At 71.3% G+C, this 16459-nt stretch carries 14 protein-coding genes; 8 read left to right on the top strand and 6 right to left on the bottom strand.

From position 1 onward, the window contains the following. Nucleotides 1–4 precede the first annotated feature (4 nt). Genes ACFPZN_RS37055 through ACFPZN_RS37045 form a run of 3 tightly spaced genes read right to left on the bottom strand, consistent with a single transcriptional unit; the run spans nt 5 to nt 2812 of the window. Nucleotides 5–652, bottom strand: a complete 648-nt coding sequence (locus tag ACFPZN_RS37055; protein ID WP_378287154.1) for a response regulator — start codon at nt 650–652, stop codon at nt 5–7. Beyond that, a complete protein-coding gene (locus ACFPZN_RS37050) occupies nt 637–1746 on the bottom strand; it encodes a hypothetical protein (RefSeq protein ID WP_378287153.1) in 1110 nt (369 codons plus the stop codon). The genes ACFPZN_RS37055 and ACFPZN_RS37050 overlap by 16 nt, the downstream gene beginning before the upstream one ends. Further along, complete coding sequence (locus ACFPZN_RS37045) at nt 1739–2812, bottom strand: sensor histidine kinase (protein WP_378287152.1); 1074 nt, start codon at nt 2810–2812, stop codon at nt 1739–1741. Before ACFPZN_RS37045 ends, ACFPZN_RS37050 begins: the two co-directional genes overlap by 8 nt. A gap of 803 nt (nt 2813–3615) precedes the next feature. Between ACFPZN_RS37045 and ACFPZN_RS37040 the strand changes: the two genes are divergently transcribed. After that, nucleotides 3616–4557: a ParB/RepB/Spo0J family partition protein gene (locus tag ACFPZN_RS37040; RefSeq protein ID WP_378287151.1), complete on the top strand. Its 942-nt coding sequence runs from the start codon at nt 3616–3618 to the stop codon at nt 4555–4557. Between the two features lie 132 nt (nt 4558–4689). On the opposite strand, the gene ACFPZN_RS37035 is transcribed toward ACFPZN_RS37040, so the two are convergent. Continuing rightward, a complete protein-coding gene (locus ACFPZN_RS37035; RefSeq protein WP_378287150.1) occupies nt 4690–5265 on the bottom strand; it encodes a hypothetical protein in 576 nt (191 codons plus the stop codon). A gap of 392 nt (nt 5266–5657) precedes the next feature. On the opposite strand from ACFPZN_RS37035, the gene ACFPZN_RS37030 reads away from it, so the two are divergent. The 6 genes from ACFPZN_RS37030 to ACFPZN_RS37005 all read left to right on the top strand — a co-directional run bounded on the left by ACFPZN_RS37030 (nt 5658) and on the right by ACFPZN_RS37005 (nt 11785). Beyond that, entirely contained in the window at nt 5658–6929 is a 1272-nt protein-coding gene (locus ACFPZN_RS37030) for a Glu/Leu/Phe/Val dehydrogenase dimerization domain-containing protein (protein ID WP_378287149.1), read from the top strand. A 411-nt stretch (nt 6930–7340) separates the two neighbouring features. Then, a complete protein-coding gene (locus tag ACFPZN_RS37025) occupies nt 7341–8348 on the top strand; it encodes a hypothetical protein (protein WP_378287148.1) in 1008 nt (335 codons plus the stop codon). A 92-nt stretch (nt 8349–8440) separates the two neighbouring features. Continuing rightward, a complete protein-coding gene (locus ACFPZN_RS37020) occupies nt 8441–8587 on the top strand; it encodes a hypothetical protein (RefSeq protein WP_378287147.1) in 147 nt (48 codons plus the stop codon). Nucleotides 8588–8664: 77 nt separating this feature from the next. Next, the gene (locus ACFPZN_RS37015; RefSeq protein WP_378287146.1) at nt 8665–9981 is read left to right on the top strand and encodes an amidohydrolase family protein; all 1317 of its coding nucleotides are present in this window, start codon (nt 8665–8667) and stop codon (nt 9979–9981) included. Next, nucleotides 9978–10970: an ATP-binding cassette domain-containing protein gene (locus tag ACFPZN_RS37010; protein WP_378287145.1), complete on the top strand. Its 993-nt coding sequence runs from the start codon at nt 9978–9980 to the stop codon at nt 10968–10970. Before ACFPZN_RS37015 ends, ACFPZN_RS37010 begins: the two co-directional genes overlap by 4 nt. Continuing rightward, the gene (locus ACFPZN_RS37005; RefSeq protein ID WP_378287144.1) at nt 10967–11785 is read left to right on the top strand and encodes an ABC transporter permease; all 819 of its coding nucleotides are present in this window, start codon (nt 10967–10969) and stop codon (nt 11783–11785) included. Before ACFPZN_RS37010 ends, ACFPZN_RS37005 begins: the two co-directional genes overlap by 4 nt. A gap of 74 nt (nt 11786–11859) precedes the next feature. On the opposite strand, the gene ACFPZN_RS37000 is transcribed toward ACFPZN_RS37005, so the two are convergent. Both ACFPZN_RS37000 and ACFPZN_RS36995 read right to left on the bottom strand, forming a co-directional pair. Then, nucleotides 11860–12513 carry a response regulator gene (locus ACFPZN_RS37000; protein WP_378287143.1) on the bottom strand — a complete coding sequence of 218 codons (654 nt, stop codon included), beginning with the start codon at nt 12511–12513 and terminating at the stop codon, nt 11860–11862. Beyond that, a complete protein-coding gene (locus tag ACFPZN_RS36995) occupies nt 12510–13733 on the bottom strand; it encodes a sensor histidine kinase (protein ID WP_378287142.1) in 1224 nt (407 codons plus the stop codon). Before ACFPZN_RS36995 ends, ACFPZN_RS37000 begins: the two co-directional genes overlap by 4 nt. A gap of 816 nt (nt 13734–14549) precedes the next feature. Here ACFPZN_RS36995 and ACFPZN_RS36990 point away from each other — a divergent pair. Beyond that, complete coding sequence (locus ACFPZN_RS36990) at nt 14550–16448, top strand: AfsR/SARP family transcriptional regulator (protein ID WP_378287140.1); 1899 nt, start codon at nt 14550–14552, stop codon at nt 16446–16448. Nucleotides 16449–16459: the final 11 nt, after the last annotated feature.

Genomic DNA, 16459 nt, shown 5'->3' with positions numbered 1-16459 from the left:
GCTCTCAGCTGTCCACGATGCCGTCGCGCAGGGCCTCGCGGTAAAGGTCGATCCTGGTCGACGCCTCCCGGCCCGCCTTGGCGTACTTGTCCCGAGCGCGTTCGAGGTACTGCTTGACGGTGTGCTCGCTGATCCCCATCTGGCGCGCGACCCCGGCATGGGTGAGACCGCCCAGCCACAGCCGCATACTGCGCAGCTCCTGTTCGGAGAACCTGGGGCGATGCCGGCCGGTGGCGGCGAGCATCGCGCCCGCCTGCGACGGGGTGGTGTAGGTCTCGCCGGCCGCCACCGCCAGGATGGCCTCGATGAGGTGGCGCCGCCCCTCGTTGCTCTCCTTGGTGATGTAGGCGCGGGCCCCGGCCGTCACGGCGCGGTGGACGACGTGGTGCTCGGTGTGCTGGGAGAACACGACGATGCGGCGGCCCTGCCGGGCCAGCTCGGCGATCCGGTCGAAGACCAGCTCGCCGTTGATGCGGAGGTCGATGACCAGCACGTCGGCCGTCGCCGCGGGTCCGCCCAGCAGGTCGTCGGGATCCGTGCCGACGTGCACGATCTCGACCCGGCGGCCGGGGTCCTCGGCGATCCAGGTCCGGACGCCGGACAGCACGACGTCCTGGTCGTCGATGACGGCGACGGTCACGGCGCGTCCCATCGGGCCTCCACCCAGAGCATGTCCCTGTCGCGGTCGGTGGTGACGGTGATCCCCCGCGCCGCGGCGGTCTCGGGGACCGCGACGTCACCGTCGATGAGCACGGAGACGCTGACGTGCCCGGTCTCGGCGGACACCACGGTGACGCGGGCGTGCCCGCGGGCACCGGTCAGCACGGCCAGGGGGACCTCGGCCAGCGCCGCGGCGGCCTCTTCGCCGATCGGTGGCGCCTCGCCCACCTGGGCGAAATCGATGACGGCGCCGCGGCGCATGGCCTCGTCGATGCCCGTCCTCAGCAGACGCAGCAGCGGGTCGGGGACGTCGTCCTGCTCGGCCAGCAACTGCCGCAGCATGGCCTCGGCCGTGGCGCACCGGTGCCGGACGTCCGGGTCGTCGGTGTCCACGGTGCCGTCGGCCAGGCCGCGCAGGACATCGGCGATCAGCCTTCGCGCCTCCCGGTAGCGCTCCTGCCGGGCCGCCGCGACCTCGGCGATGACGGTCTCACGCGTCGCCATCTCCCAGCGCTCGGCCGCGGCCGCCGCCGCCATGCCGCCACTGAACCGGAACACCCTGGCGCCGGCCATAAGGGCCAGCTGGATGCTGGCCGAGGCGTAGAGCAGAGTGACGACCCCGGCGAAGGCGTGCCGGTCCATGCCGCCCTCCGCCGTCAACGTCACGACGACGATCCCCGCGTTCGCCGCCAGCAGGCCGACCACTTCGCGCACGGGCCGATGCAGCAGGAGCAGGACGCCGATCAGGCCGACCGAGGTCCACGCCCAGTTGGTCTGCAGCTGCAGCGGTGCGGGGCAGTTGGCGGCCATCGCCGCGCCGGTGGCGAGGTTCACCGCGACCAGGGTCCAGGTCGTCGCGGCGGCCGCCCTCCTGCGCAGCAGCGACCCCGCGCCGCACGCGATGATCAGGAGCTGGGCGCCCCACACCGCCACCGCCAGGCCCGGGGACCGGTACAGGTCGTGGTAGTCGAGGAGGGCCGCGCCGACGGCGACGACCTGCCACAGGGCGACCGCGATGACCGTGGCCACGTCGAACGCCCGGTGGAAACGCACGGCGAACGGGTCGGCCGACGAGGTCTCAGCCACAGGTCCACCGCAGCGTGACCACGGTTCCCTTGCGCGGGCGCGACTGGACGGTGGCGGTTCCGCCGGCCATGGCCATGCGTTCCACGATCGAGTGCCTGATGCCGTGCCGCGCGGCCGGGACGCGGGCCGGGTCGAACCCGCGGCCGTGGTCGACGACGTGCAGCCTGACGCTGTCACCGGACCGCTCCAGGCGCACCGATGCCCGGCGCGTCCCGGCGTGGGCCGCGACGTTGCGCAGCGCCTCGCGGGTCGCGTCGACGATCGCGCGGGCGACCGGCTCGGGAACCTCGAGGGCGGGCCGGTCGGATCCGCGCCACCCGGCGACCGCGAGATCGACCGACATCGCCGGGCGCATCCGGGCGACCAGCAGTTCCAGCCGCTCCACCACGTCGATCAGCGGCCCGTCGGCGAGGGGCGGGGGCGAGGCGTAGGTCTCCAGGATCTCCAGCGCCTGCCGGGCGACCTCGCGCAGGCCGGGCGAACCGGCGCGCACGGCCCCGGACGCGACCATCGTCAACGTGGCCAGCACCGAGTCGTGCATCTGCACCCGGTACTGCCGCTCGTCGGCCCTGCGGGCCGCCTCCGCCATGGCCCGATGCCGCTCGCGGTCCCGCTCCGCGACGATGGCGTCGGCGCGCCGCCCGCCGCGGCGCAGCAGCCACATCATCGCGCTGACCACCGCGGCCTGGACGAACAGGATGCGGATCTGGCTGGTCTCCGCCGGGACGCCGATCATGTAGGCGGCGATGACCAGGGCGGCGAGCGGCAGCCCCGCGACCGGGCGCAGGGCGAGTTGCGAGACGTAGATGGCGGTGCTGGCCAGCATGATGGCCCAGGTGGTCTCGTCGACCACCGTCGAGACCGAGACGAGCCGCGGCTGCAGCAGCATGACCGACGTCACCAGGGCGGCGTCGCAGACGATCAGCGGCGGCCCGATGCCGCGGCGGACGGCGACCGCGGTGAAGAACGCCGCCCAGGCCACCATCACGCCGAGCGCCGCGGCCTGCCATCCGCGGGAGACTCCGGTGGCGTCGTCCAGAAGGGCGGCGAGGCACGCCGCCGCCACTCCGCCGCAGCGCAGCGCGATCGCGAACCGGAGAACGGTGCGCGCCAGAGCGTAGTCGGAGGGGCCCAGCGCAGGCCGCGGTCCGTCCGTTGGGACTCGCCGGAGGCCTGGTACAGGCATTCATCACATCCGGAAGATCTTTCGCGCATGTGCGGATGACCGGTCGGAGCCGTACCGGAGCATGCCTGACCGGTTCCGGATGACCGACGCGTCTTCCAGAAACGGAGACCGTTGTCAAGACCCCCGTTCGGCTGACATCCGAATGGAGGTCATGACAGCCCGATATGACCTTGCAAAAATTAGACCGGCGCACTGCTTCCGATCAAGGTCGCACATCCGGGCGGAGCCCGTTCCGGTCAGGTCAAACAAAGAGTGGAAACTTTGCAATCCGTGGCTATATATGATAATGCCCTGACGGTGGTCGGCAGTTCGACGGTTCAGTGCAGGTCGGCGCCACGGGCCGACCGCACGAGGACGATTCATCGAACGCGAGGGGCCGCGGAAGCCGCCGGTTCCTCGACGCTTGCCGATGTCCCGAGACCTCCCCGCCGAGCCGGACGGCCAGAACCGCTCCCGACCCGAAGCCCCTGCTCCCGATTCGCCCTGATCCGCCGCTGAAGTGCGATCACGCGTCAGGCGCCGGCCGCCTTCACGCGCGATCGTCCTCGGAGGATGGGGCCGGCATGACGATGGCCCGCTGGCCTTAAGCGGTCACGACGAAGCGGGACCGGCACAGGGCATGCCCGCCGCGGCGATGGTGCGTTTGACGCCTTCATCCGGTACGGACCGACGTCGAGGACGAAATGACCACAGAAGCCGTTTCCCTCACACAACCTCTGACCGAGCTCATCCCCATCGACACACTGAGGCCCGGGGACTCCCCGCGGCTCGAGGGACTGGACGAAGAACACGTCAGGACGCTCGCCCAGATCGAGGGGCCGCTGCCGCCGATCCTGGTGCACCGGCCGACGATGACGGTGATCGACGGGCTGCATCGGCTGGAGGCGTGCCGGCTGCGCGGCGACCGGCGCATCGAAGCGCGGTTCCTTGACGGGAGGCCGGAGGCCGTGTTCGTGGCCGCGGTGAAGGCCAACATCGCGCACGGCATGCCCCTCACGCTGATCGAGCGCAAGGCCGCGGCCGAGCGCATCCTGCGAACGCACGCGCACTGGGCGGACCGTTTGATAGCGGCCTCCACCGGGCTCTCGACCGCCACGGTGGGCGCTCTGCGCGAGCGCGTGCCGGAACGGCAGCCGGCCACGCGGATCGGCCGGGACGGCAAGGCGCGACCGCTCGACCCGGCCGAAAGGCGTCGCCACGCCGGCGAGGTGATCCGGGCCCGCCCAGGTGCCTCGCTGCGGGAGATCGCCCAGGCCGCCGGGATCTCGCCCGCCACCGCGCACGACGTCCGCAAGAGGCTCGAGAAGGGCGAGGATCCGGTGCCCGCCGGGCAGCGCGCGGAGAGGGAGGAGAAGAAGCGGAACGGCGTGGCCGCCCCCCGGACCGTTCCGCTGCAACCCCACATCCTCATCACCAAGCTCCGGCAGGATCCCGCGCTGCGCTTCAGCGACTCGGGCCGGGAACTGCTGCGCTGGCTGGGTTCGCTGGTCGCCGGCGCGGAAAGGTGCACGGAGATCGCCGACCGCGTTCCGCCGCACGCCGCGATGATGGTGGCGGAGGTGGTGCGTTCGTCCGCGGCCTGCCTGAACTCGCTCGCCGCCGAGCTGGAACGACGCTCCGCCTGAACGCGCACCCGGCGTTCTAGTGCTCAGAGCGGTCAGTTGAACACCATCGCGACCGGGCCGGACGAGTCCGCACCCCGGTGCGCGGCCGCACCGACCGGCGTTGGCGTGGTCATCACGCCGCCGAGCGGCGCTTCACCGTGGCGGCCGTTCCCCGGCCTGCTCCTGCGCGGAATCGTCCTCGTCGCCGCCGGTCGTGAGCGACGCCACGATGGGCCAGATCACCCAGACCGACAGCATGACGGTCATGGACCTGATCCACGGCCAGAGGTCGGCGGTGCGGTCGGGGTCGTCGACGAACACGATGATCGCCAGCAGCAGCCCGCAGGTGACGATCCAGGTCAGGCACGCCTTGCCGAAATTGCGCCACTCGTAGCGCACCAGGGCCTGGCCCGACTCGGGCGGGCGGCGCGGAGGCGGGCCGCCGACGAACCGGTGCGCGAACCGCTCGTCCGCCCACCGGACGACGCTCGGGCCGAACACCACGGAGAAGCCGATGTAGACGGCGGCGAGCCCGTGCTCGGGTCCGGCCGTCGCCCCGTCGCGCAGATCGAGGTAGGAGGCGACGAGCAACACGAGGTCGAGGAGCGGAACACCCGCGAGCAGCACCGCGCCGAGCCGCCGCCGGCCGAGCAGATAGCGCACGGCCAGGCCGGCGCCGAGAATGATCCAGAAGCCGATCTCACTGGCCACGATGAAGCTGAAGACCACGTGCTGTGCCCACCTTCCGTGTGTGCGGCGGCGCCCCGGCGTGGGCCGCGCCCTCCGATGTGGCCTGCGACGTGGGAGCGGCGGATGATCAGTGTGTCCGTGCCGCAGAGAATCCTCATGGCGCGTTCCCCGCCCTCGGCTTCGCCGTGGATCGCGCCGCGCGCGATCAGCCTGGGCTTCGACATATTCCTGCCAATCATGCTGATATGCCCATGCTGGGACGTCAAGGACTTCGAGAGGGCCCCACAAGGACCAAGCCCGACGTACATCGAAAGTATGACGCCGCTCCTCGGTAATGATTACGGATCGACCGTCAGGGGGCGCCGAATGACGAGTCGCTTGCTCATTCCGGACCATTGCCGAATGGGGGACGAGCGACGATCATGCCGGGCATGGAACAGCGTCGCGCGCGCCCGCGCCGAACAGCCCGAAGCGGAACCGACGAGGTGAACGCGCCGCACCTGCGGATCACCTGGACCGACGAGGTCACAGGCGTGGTCGGTCACCTGGTCGTGGACCGGCTCCGGCGCGGGGTCGCCAGCGGCGGCGTGCGCATGCGCTCCGGGTGCACCCTGCAAGAGGTCACGGACCTGGCCCGGGTCATGTCGCTGAAGGAGATGGTCGTCTTCCGCCCCGGTGATCGGTACCACCCGTTCGGCGGTGCGAAGGGCGGCATCGACCTGGATCCGCGGCATCCGGAGGCGCGGAACGTTCTCAAGCGGTACTTCGCCGCGATGCGTCCGCTGCTGGAACACCATTGGGCCACCGGTGAGGATCTGGGCGTCCGGCAGGCCACCATCGACGGCCTGATGGCCGAGATCGGCCTGCGCAGCTCGGTCGAGGCCGCGCTCGCGCAGGTGCCCGACGGCGCCGACGCCGGGCTGCGCCGGCTGGCGGGCGCGTTCGCCGTCACCGTCGACGAGATCGGCCTCGGCGATCTGACCGGTGGCTACGGCGTGGCCCGGGCGGTGACGACGGCCTTGCGGCACCTCGGGGAACGCGTGGCGGACACCCGCGTGGTGATCCAGGGGTTCGGTTCCATGGGCGGTGCCACCGCGCGGTACCTGGCGCGCCATGGCCTGCGGGTGGTGGGGATCACCGACGCCGACGGCCTGGTGGTGAATCCGGACGGGCTCGACGTCGAGACCATGCTGCGGGCACGCACCGTGCACGGCGGCATCAACCGCGATCGGCTGTCGCCCGGGGACCGCGAGCTGCCCGGGGACGCGTGGGTCGACGTCGACGCCGACGTGCTGGTGACCGCGGCCGTGTCGTGGGCCGTCCACGAGCGCAACCACGAGCGGGTGCGCGCCCGGTACGTGGCCGAGGCGGCCAACGCCTCGGTCACACCCGGCGCCGAGGCGGCGCTGGCCGGGCGGAACGTCGTGGTGCTGCCCGACTTCGCGGTGAACTCCGCGGCCAACGCCTGGTGGTGGTGGACGCTGTTCGGCGACATCGCGCCCACCGCGGAGTCGGCGTTCGCGAAGATCGACGAGTCGATGGACGACCTCGTGGGCCGGATGATGCGCGCCGCGGCGGCCGGCGGGGTGGCTCCGCGGCAGGCCGCGACGGCCATCGCCGAGGCCAACGGCGAGGCGATGAGCGCCGAGCCGCCCGGCACCGAGCCGTGGCCGCACGGAGCCCGCTTGCCGGGATCCGGCTGATCCGAACCCGCGCATGCCTTGGTCGCCGGGTCCCTGCGGGTGCGGACCAGCACGTCGTCGTGCCCGCCCGCCGGCCGACGGCCGCGTGCGAGCCGCCCCCGGCCGCGGGGCCAGAAAATGGCCTACCCTCGGTCATTCCTTTTCCTGGACGGCCGACGCATCGCAGTACTGAAAACCGGTTACACGGCTCTACTTATTTTGCGGTAATTCATGTACTCATTCCGGCTCAGACAAGGCGCTGACCAGGGAGAACGCGTCGGATCAACCCGTGACGAAAGTCCCTCTCACGCCCCTTCGAGCGGTCCGGAAACTGGCCGAGAAATGTGTCTTGACAGTGCTCGGGGAGGTGCGCATTATTGCCTTGAGCATCCGGGCAAGAATCTCATCGAATTGCGAGACGAGTGGGGTGCAATGAAGGACCATCCTGCGTCCGGCGGCGGGCACGGCGACTCTGCGGCGGTCTCGACCGGGAAACTGCGCGACGTCTTCCCGGACGGAGAAATCCACGCGGTGAGCGACGACGAGGCGCTGCTCCGGGCCGCCTCCCGGTACGGGCTCTCGAGCATCCCGTTGGCCGAGGCCGGCGAGCTCCCCGCCGGGGCCAACGTCGTCCTCTTCCTCCGGCACGTCCTGCTGAGCAAGGAGCTGCGCAAGCGCTTCCGCGAAGCCAAGGTCCTGCTCGTCCCCATCGCCAGCTTCGACACCGGTCTCGACGCGGCCCTCTACACACTGCGGCTCACGCTGCTCACGGATTACGGGGCCGCCTGCGAGCGGTCCCGCCGGTGGATCGACGACCTCAGGAGCCGGCCCGACCCGATCACCTTCGTCTCGACGGGCCCCTGCCCGGCCGGGGAACCCGGAACACACCTGGTCTGCTCACTCTCGGACGACCTCAGCATCGACGCCTGGGCCTCGCCCGCCATCGCCACCGGGCAGTGGGTCGGCGTGGGGAGCTACTGCGAGATCGCCCTCACCGCCCGGCCCAGGCCGGACCGGCCGCGTCCCTTCACCATCGACGGCACGGCCGTGGCCTCGGGTGTCCTGGCCGCCCGCGATCCGCGGTTCGACGAGGCCGGCGACGCCCGGATCCGGGCCGCGCACGACCTCCGGCGTGAACTCAACCGGCGCGCGCCGATCGTGCTGCGGCTCAGGGGCGGTGTGCTCGCCGACGTGCGCGCCGGCGGCGACGACTTCACCGACGCGCTCCGCGAGGTGACCGACCCCGCGTACGGGCTGCACGCCCTCGAGCTGGGGCTCGGCACCAACCAGCACGTCCTGCCGCACGTGGACTGGACGTTCAATTCGCAGCTCAACGAAGGGGCGGGGCCGGTGCACATCGGATTCGGCGATGGGATCACCGGTGCCCATATGGACTTCGTGGTCGCGGCGGCGACCCATCATTTCGGCCCGTCGCTCTGACGGGCCGCCACCGGCGTCCATGAGATGTCTCCTCGAGATGTCCCATGGCGATGTCCCAAGACGTTCCGACAGGGAAAGGGGGTGAACGATCAATGCGCAACCTGAACATTCCGGACCAGTCGTGGACCATGCAGTCCGAGACGGCGGAAGCACAGCAGGCGGAGGTTACCGAGGTGCAGGAGCTGGACGAGTCGGCCGACCTCGAGTACGGGCTCACCTTCGTCTACGCGCGGGTCTGATGTGAGATCCGCCCGGTGGGGGCGGCGGCGGGCATGACCCCGCCGCCCCCGCCGTTCCCTTCGGAAAGGATGCGTTCATGGTCACAGCAGACGACCGCCACATCGTGATCTCGGTGGACTGCCATGGCGGTGCTCCGGTCCTCGGGTACAGGGATTATCTGGAGTCGTCCTATCACGAGGAGTTCGATCGCTGGGCGGCGGCCTATGAGGTTCCCTATGAGGACATGAAGGGTGAGGAGGGCTCCCGCAATTGGGATTCCGATCGCCGGCTGCGGGATCTCGAACAGGACGGAATCGTGGCGGAGGTCCTCTTCCCCAACACCGTTCCGCCGTTCTTCTCCACCGCCTCCCTGGCAAGCGGTCAGGCCGCCGTGCGGAACGCGGAGGAGCTGCGCCGCAGACGGGCGGGGCTGCAGGCACACAACCGCTGGCTGGCGGACTTCTGCGCCATGGCGAAGGGGCGCCGCTCGGGCGTGTTCCAGGTCATGCTGCACGACATCGACGCGGCGATCGAGGACATCCGCGCGGCCGTCGACTCGGGATTGCGCGGCGGGGTGGTGCTTCCGGGCGCGCCGCCGGGATCGGGCCTGCCACCGCTCTATTACCACGACCACTACGGCCCCCTGTGGGAGACCTGCGTCGAGCTGGGCATCCCGATCAACTGCCACAGCGGCGGCTCGGGGCCGAGGACGGGCGACCGCCGGGAGGACGACATGTTCTTCCTCATGGAGATGAAGTGGTGGGACCAGCGGACGCTGCGCCACCTCGTCCTGGGCGGCGTGCTCGAACGGTATCCCGGGCTCAAGGTCGTGTTCACCGAGGTGGGGGTCGGCTGGATCCCGGCCCTGCTCCAGTCCATGGACCGGTTCTTCGACTCGGCGCGCACCCCCTCCGGGCTGGCCGGTGAGGGGGTGACCTATCACGGGTCGCATGTGATCGATCAGCTGTCCCTGCGCCCCAGCGAGTACTGGAAGCGGCAGTGCTACGTGGGGGCGAGCTTCCTGCACCCGAGCGAGACCGCCAAGAGGGAGCTCGTGGGCGTCGACAAGATCATGTGGGGCAGCGACTACCCGCATGTCGAGGCGAGCTTCCCCTACTCGCGGGAGGCCATGCGGTTCGCCTTCGCCGGCGTGCCCGTCGACGAGACGGCGGCCATGCTCGCCGGGAACGCGGCCGGCCTGTACGGGTTCTCCCTGGACGGGCTCCGCTCGGCGGCCGGACGGGTCGGGCCGGGCCGGGGGGAGGTGGCGGCCGGGGTGGATCCGGCGACCCTGCCGCCCGCCGCGGCCAAGTGCCCCGCCTTCGCCGGCGCCATGCCCGGGGCGGCGACGACGCAGATGGGTGACAACCGGAAGGTCGTCGAGCAGTCCCGGAACGCGCCGAAGATCGCATGACCTACGCCATCCAGGTCGACGGCCTGGTGAAACGCTTCGGGGGGACCTTGGCGCTGGCAGGGGTGTCGTTCACGGCGGAGGCAGGAACGGTCCTGGGCGTGCTCGGCCCCAACGGCGCCGGGAAGACCACCGCGACCCGGGTCCTGGCCACGCTCATCGAGCCGACCGAGGGCAGCGCCCGGGTGGACGGCCGCGACGTGGTCCGCGAGGCCCACCAGGTGCGCCGGCTCATCGGGCTGACCGGGCAGTACGCGGCGGTCGACGAGATGCTGACCGGCACCGAGAACCTGGTCATGATCGGCCGGCTGCTGGGCCTGCCGCGCAGGGCGTCCAAGGCCCGCGCGGCCGAGCTGCTGGCGGGGTTCGGGCTCGCCGAGGCCGCCGAGCGCCCCGCCAGGACCTACTCCGGCGGGATGCGCCGCCGCCTCGATCTGGCGGCCGGTCTGGTCGGGCGCCCGCGGTTCCTCTTCCTGGACGAGCCGACCACCGGCCTGGACCCGCGCAGCCGCACCGGACTGTGGGACATCGTGCGCGGCCTGACCGGCGAGGGCGTCACGGTGCTGCTGACCACGCAGTACCTGGAGGAGGCCGACCGGCTGGCCGACGACATCATCGTGATGGACCGCGGCCGGATCATCGCGCACGGCACGTCCGACGACCTCAAGGCCCGGGTGGGCGGGCAGGTGCTGGAGATGCGCGCGCGGCACGAGGCCGAGGCCGGCACCGTGGCCCGGATCGCGGCGGAGCTCGCCGGCGCGGCCCCCGAGGTCCGCGACGGCCTGGTCGCGGTGGGGATCGGCGACCCAGCGATCATGCCGGCCCTGGTCCGCCGCCTCGACGAGGCCGGGGTCGTCCTCACCGAGCTTTCTATGCGCAAGTCGAGCCTGGACGAGGTCTTCTTCGCCCTCACCGGTCACCACGCCGGCCGCGTCGCCGCCGGACCCGGCCGGCCTGCCGGGGCCGCCGACGGGGAAGGGGCCGCGGCGTGAGGGAGCCGGAAGGGCGCGGCGGCGTCCGGACCGGTCTGCCGCGGCGGGTGTCCCCGGCCACCGCGGCGCGCAACATCGCGACGCTGGCCTGGCGCAGTCTGGTGCAGATCAAGCACAACCCGATGGAACTGCTGGATCTCAGCTTCCAGCCGATCATGTTCGTGCTGCTGTTCGCCTACGTGTTCGGACCGGCGATGGCGGGCAGCGTCGAGGCGTACCTGCCGGTGGTGGTCCCGGGGATCATCGCGCAGAACGCGCTGTTCGCCGGGTTGAACACGGGCTTCGGGCTCAACAGCGACATCGCCAAGGGCGTCTTCGACCGGTTCCGCAGCCTGCCGATCAGCCGCATCGCCCCCCTGGCCGGCCGGATCGTCGCCGACACGGCCAGGCAGGCCTGGTCGATGCTGGTCCTCCTGGCGGTGGGCTTCGCCATCGGCTTCCGGATCGAGACCTCGGTCGCGGCACTGCTGCCGGCGTTCGCGCTGCTGCTCGCCTTCGTCCTGCTGTTCTCCTGGACGCCGGTCTACATCGCGTTGAAGGTCGGCGAGCCGGAGAAGGTGCAGATCTTCGGCCTTGTGGTGATCTTTCCGCTGAGCCTCCTCAGCACCGCGTTCATCCCGACGACGCGGGGCGTGCCCGGGCCGGTCGCCTGGGTCATGGACAACAACCCGGTCAGCCATCTCGGCGAGGCCATGCGCGGCCTGCTGGTGGGCGGCCAGGTCATGGACCACGCGGTCATCGCCCTGGCCTGGGGCGTGGGCATCTCCCTGGTGTTCGCCCCGCTGTCCCTGCGCGCCTTCAAGAAGCGCGCATGAAGCTCGCCTGAGGCTCGTGCGCCGGCGCCGCCGAGCCCGTCGCGGATCCTCGCTCGGTGCGGCGCCCGTGGACGTCAGGTCAGGTCGAGCTCCTGCGCCAGGATGGCCGCCTGCACCCTGCTGTTCAGCCCGAGCTTGGCCAGCACACGGCTGACATGCGTCTTGGCGGTGTTCTCGGCGAGCTCCAGTGCGGTGGCGATCTGGCGGTTGGACAGGCCGCGGCCGATGCAGGCCAGCACCTCCTGTTCCCGTGCGGTGAGCGGTTCCAGCACCTTCGCCTGATGCTCCCGCGCCTCCGGCGGCGACAGCCGGGTCGCGTAGTCGGCGATCAGCCGCCGCGTCACGCTCGGCGACAGCGCGCCGTCCCCGTTCGCCACGGATCGCAACGCCGTGATCAGCGAGTCGGCGTCGGTGTCCTTCAGGATGAATCCGGCCGCCCCCGCGCGCAGTGCCCCGAACAGGTACTCCTCGCTGTCGAACGCCGTGGTCAGAAGGATGTTGGTGACGCCCAGCGCGCACATCCGCCGGGTGGTGGCGATCCCGTCCAGCAGGGGCATGCGGATGTCCATGAGCACCACGTCCGGCCGGAGCGTCTGCGCCAGTTTCAGGGCCTGCTCGCCGTTGACGGCCTCGCCGACCACCTCCACGTCCGCGACCGAATTGATGATCATGGTGAGCCCCACCCGGACGGCCGGATGGTCGTCGACGACGAGAACACGCATGGTCATGACAGCCAATCCCCCGACAGGGAAAGTTCCGAAGGGCCCCGGCCGGCCTCGTTCAGCGGCAGCACGGCGTGCACCCGCCACCGGTCCCCGCGCCGCCGCGCGGTGCACCTCCCGCCGACCCGCGCGGCCCGTTCGCCCATGCTGACCAGGCCGAACCCGGAGCCGCCGAGCGCCAGGTCCGGGTTCGCGGCGGCCAGGTCGTTCTCCACTATGATCTCCAGCCGGTTCGGCAGGTAGGCGATGATGATGTCGACGGCGGCCCCGCAGGCGTACCTGAGCACGTTGGTGAGCGATTCCCGGATGATCCGGCAGGCGGCCGTCTCGACCTCCTGGCACAGCTCGGCGGGCGTGCCCACCGTCCGCAGCCGCGCCGGTGACCCCAGGCGCCGCATGCGCTCCATGAGCGACCGTGCCAGGTCGAGTGACGCGGACGCGGGCTCCGGGCCCCGCCCGTCGGTGCGCAGCGCCGCGACCATGCGGCGGATCTCGTCGACCCCCTCCAGGCTGCTCCGGCGGATCTCCACCAGGGCCGTCAGATGCTTCTCGTTGTCGCGCGGGGCGGTGGCCATCGCGGCGGTGGACTGCAGCGCGATGGCGCTCAGGTGGTTGCCGACGATGTCGTGGAGGTCACCCGCCACCCGGGCCCTCTCCCGCATCACCGACCTGCGGCGTTCCGCCCCGGCCCTGCGCTGCGCCCGCTCGGCGCGTTCACGGTGCCTGCGGACCATCAGCGCGGTCGCGGACGGCCACACCAGCACCGGGTAGGTGACGATCGCGGTCAGCAGGGCGTCCCGGACGGACTCCGTGCGCACCAGGACGGCCAGCGCCGCCAGCCCGGACGCGGCGTAGCCTCCGCCGGTCAGCCAAGGCACCGCGCGCGCGGATCCGTACAGGGTCGCGTTGTAGATCAGGTCGCTCAGGATGAGCACGGGGAGGAGCGACGGCCCGGCCGCCATGTCGCCGGCGGCGGCGATCGCCGCCGGCACCAGCCCGAGCAGGGGCCTGGTCCGGCGCAGGAGCAACGACCCGCAGGCCAGGACCAAGGGCGGGACGAGCCACGCCGGGTCGACCGGTCCGGGCCCCAGAAAAAAGGCTTCGGCCCGCCACAGAAGGTAACCCAATGCGAGCGCGGCGACGGCGAGCAACGCGTCCCGCGTCGTGGTCGCCCTGTTCCGCCACCGCTGAGGATCCATGATCGCCGGCAGTCGATCAGTGCGCATAGGAATCATGAGAACCGACGGCCAATCACTTTGCAAGCCGGTCGGGCCATCGACTCTAGTCTCAATTGAGTACACCGCCGTCCACCTACCGGCAATGGCGGCGGTTGTATAGCTGGAGTATAGCCCGCCATCGGAGAATCCGAATGCCGACCGGGATACGGCAGGACGATAATCGACGCATGCCTTTGTTCGGCGTGTTCGGCCATGGTCCGCCGCCATCGGATCCGGCGCCTCGCGCGGCCTTCGGACCGCAGGGCGACCGTCCCGAGACGCCGGGCACGCGGGGAGCTCGGAGGCCGGCCGGTATCTGGTGCCGGTACGGCGATGACCTCCGCTTCGACCCGTCGCCCCAGGTAAGCGAGCCGGTGACCGCGCGCGGAGCGGCGACCCCCACGTGAGTCATTGCCGCCTCACTGCGAGTCATTCTCGGGAGCAGATCGAAATCATTGACGACCCTACGACTACGCCCTTCACGGCCTCGTCGACGCTTTCATCGATTGCGGGCGCGGTGTACTGTACGAACCACGGCGGCCCGCGGGAATGAAGGGGCATATGATGGACGGCCTTTCCGGGGAGTTCACGAAGGCGTGGCGCCGCTGACATGTGACCGATTGCGCACTGACAGTGCCGGTCATCGAGCTGAACGGCCCGGATGGCCGCACGAATCAAAGGGCTTGGCCGTCCTGCGGCCCCGAGAAAATCGATCGCTCCCTCGAGCATTGCCCGGCTCCGCCGGATCTCTTTCACCGTCCCGGTGGCTCATCAGACCACGAGCGTAAAAACGTACCTGCTTCGCCGCACTCGCCAGGGGAGGTCATGGAATTCCGGTTGCTGGGCCCGGTCGAGGCATGGACCGCCACCGGGCGGATCAAGCTGAGCGCCGCCAAGGTACGGACGGTCCTGGCGATGCTGGTGCTGGCCCGCGGGCACGTCGTCTCCGACGACAGGCTCACGGAGATGCTGTGGGGTGACCGGCCGCCGGCCACCTCCGAGGCGCAGATCCAGACCTATGTGTCCCGGCTGCGCCGGCAGCTCGGCCCGGCCGTCGAGATCCGCAGGCAGTCCCCCGGGTACGTCATGGTGACCGACGCCATCCGGGTGGACCTCGCCGAGTTCGAACGGCACGCCTCCCGTGGCCAGGCCGCGTGGTCGGCCGGTCGCGCCGCGGAGGCCGCCGAGGCTCTCCGGGACGCTCTGGCCGTCTGGCGCGGCCCCGCGTTGTCCGGTGTCACCGAGTTCCTCGGCGACGCCTGGCGCCCTCAGCTGGAGGAGTCCAGGCTCGCCACGCTGGACGACCGCATCGAGGCCGACCTGGCCCTCGGCAGGCACGACGAGTTGATAGCCGAGCTCATCGGACTGGTGGCCGCGCATCCGCTGCGGGAGCGGCTGCGCGGCCGGCTCATGCTCGCGCTGTACCGGTGCGGTCGCCTCGCGGATGCGCTCACCGCCTATCAGGAGTACCGCAGGGTCCTCGGCACGGAACTGGGCATCGACCCGGGACCGGAGCTGGAGGCGCTCCATCGGAAGATCCTGGCGTCCGACGATTCCCTGGCGGCTCCGGTGCGCCGCGGGGAACACCGCCCTGCCGTCGCCGAGGCCCGGGCCGAGCTTCGCGCCGAGGTCCGCGCCGAGGTCCGGCCCGCCCATCTGCCGCCGGACATCGCCGACTTCACCGGGCGGCGGCAGGAGCTCACCCGCATCGAGACGCTGCTGGCTTCAGGCACCCGGGAGGAGCCCAGGCCCCGCGTCGTCATCACCGGCACCGCCGGAGTGGGGAAGACGGCGACGGCCGTGCAGGCCGCGTATCGCGCACTCGGGGACTATCCCGAAGGGCAGTTCTTCGTGAACCTGCGGGGATCTCGGCCACGCCCGGCGGATCCCGCCGACGTGCTGGGCATGATGCTGCAGTGGCTGGGGGTCGGCGCCCGCGAGGCGCCCGACGGGCTCGACGCCCGCGTCCGCCTCTTCCGCAGCACGGCCCATGGCCGCAGGCTCCTCGTGGTGTTCGACGACGTCGCCGACGAGCGGCAGCTCAGGCCGCTGCTGCCGGCCGGGCCCGGAAGCACCGCCATCGTGACCACGCGGCCGCGGCTGACCGCGATCGACGGGGTCAGGCTGGTCGATCTGCCCATGTTCACCGATGCCGAGGCACTGGGGCTGCTGGGGAAGATCGTCGGTACGGCGCGGGTGGCGGCCGAGTCCGAGGCCGCGGGGCGGATCGTGGCCTTCTGCGACCGGTTGCCTCTCGCGGTGCGCATCGCCGGCGCCCGGCTGGCGGCCAAGCCGCACTGGTCCCTGGGCTCGTTCGCCGACTCGCTCGCCGACGGCCGGAGCCGCCTGGACGAACTGGCCCTCGCCGACCTGGAGGTCCGGGGCCGCATCGAGGAGAGCTACCACCTCCTCACCGAACCGGCCCGCCGGGCGTTCCGGCTCCTGGCGCTGCTGGACCTGCCCCGCTTCGGAATCTGGACCGTGGCGCTCGTGCTGGACGTGACGATCACGCGGGCGCGGAAACTCGCGGAGCAGCTCGTCGACGCGCGGCTGCTCGATGTGGTGAGCGAGGGCCGGTCGCCGAACCACGCCCGGTACGCCTTCCACGCCCTGATCCGCGCCGTGGCCCTCGACCTCGCGGTTCGGGACGAGACCACGGAGGAACGCTGGGCCTCGCTGAACCGGCTCTTCGGCCCCGCCGACCTGACGTTGGAGACCGGCTGAGAGCGCGAGCC

The sequence above is a fragment of the Actinomadura rugatobispora genome (assembly GCF_042656285.1).
Lineage (GTDB): Bacteria > Actinomycetota > Actinomycetes > Streptosporangiales > Streptosporangiaceae > Spirillospora > Spirillospora rugatobispora.
Note: the sequence above shows the minus strand (reverse complement) of the source record. Positions and strands in the feature narration are given on the sequence as shown.

Bases quoted from the DNA above. Each gene is read 5' to 3' on its own strand.
- ACFPZN_RS37025 (WP_378287148.1), top strand. From the start codon at position 7,341: ATGAAGGACCATCCTGCGTCCGGCGGCGGGCACGGCGACTCTGCGGCG.
- ACFPZN_RS37055 (WP_378287154.1), bottom strand. From the start codon at position 652: ATGGGACGCGCCGTGACCGTCGCCGTCATCGACGACCAGGACGTCGTG.
- ACFPZN_RS36995 (WP_378287142.1), bottom strand. From the start codon at position 13,733: ATGCGCACTGATCGACTGCCGGCGATCATGGATCCTCAGCGGTGGCGG.
- ACFPZN_RS37040 (WP_378287151.1), top strand. From the start codon at position 3,616: ATGACCACAGAAGCCGTTTCCCTCACACAACCTCTGACCGAGCTCATC.
- ACFPZN_RS37020 (WP_378287147.1), top strand. From the start codon at position 8,441: ATGCGCAACCTGAACATTCCGGACCAGTCGTGGACCATGCAGTCCGAG.
- ACFPZN_RS37010 (WP_378287145.1), top strand. From the start codon at position 9,978: ATGACCTACGCCATCCAGGTCGACGGCCTGGTGAAACGCTTCGGGGGG.
- ACFPZN_RS37015 (WP_378287146.1), top strand. From the start codon at position 8,665: ATGGTCACAGCAGACGACCGCCACATCGTGATCTCGGTGGACTGCCAT.
- ACFPZN_RS37000 (WP_378287143.1), bottom strand. From the start codon at position 12,513: ATGACCATGCGTGTTCTCGTCGTCGACGACCATCCGGCCGTCCGGGTG.
- ACFPZN_RS37030 (WP_378287149.1), top strand. From the start codon at position 5,658: ATGGAACAGCGTCGCGCGCGCCCGCGCCGAACAGCCCGAAGCGGAACC.
- ACFPZN_RS36990 (WP_378287140.1), top strand. From the start codon at position 14,550: ATGGAATTCCGGTTGCTGGGCCCGGTCGAGGCATGGACCGCCACCGGG.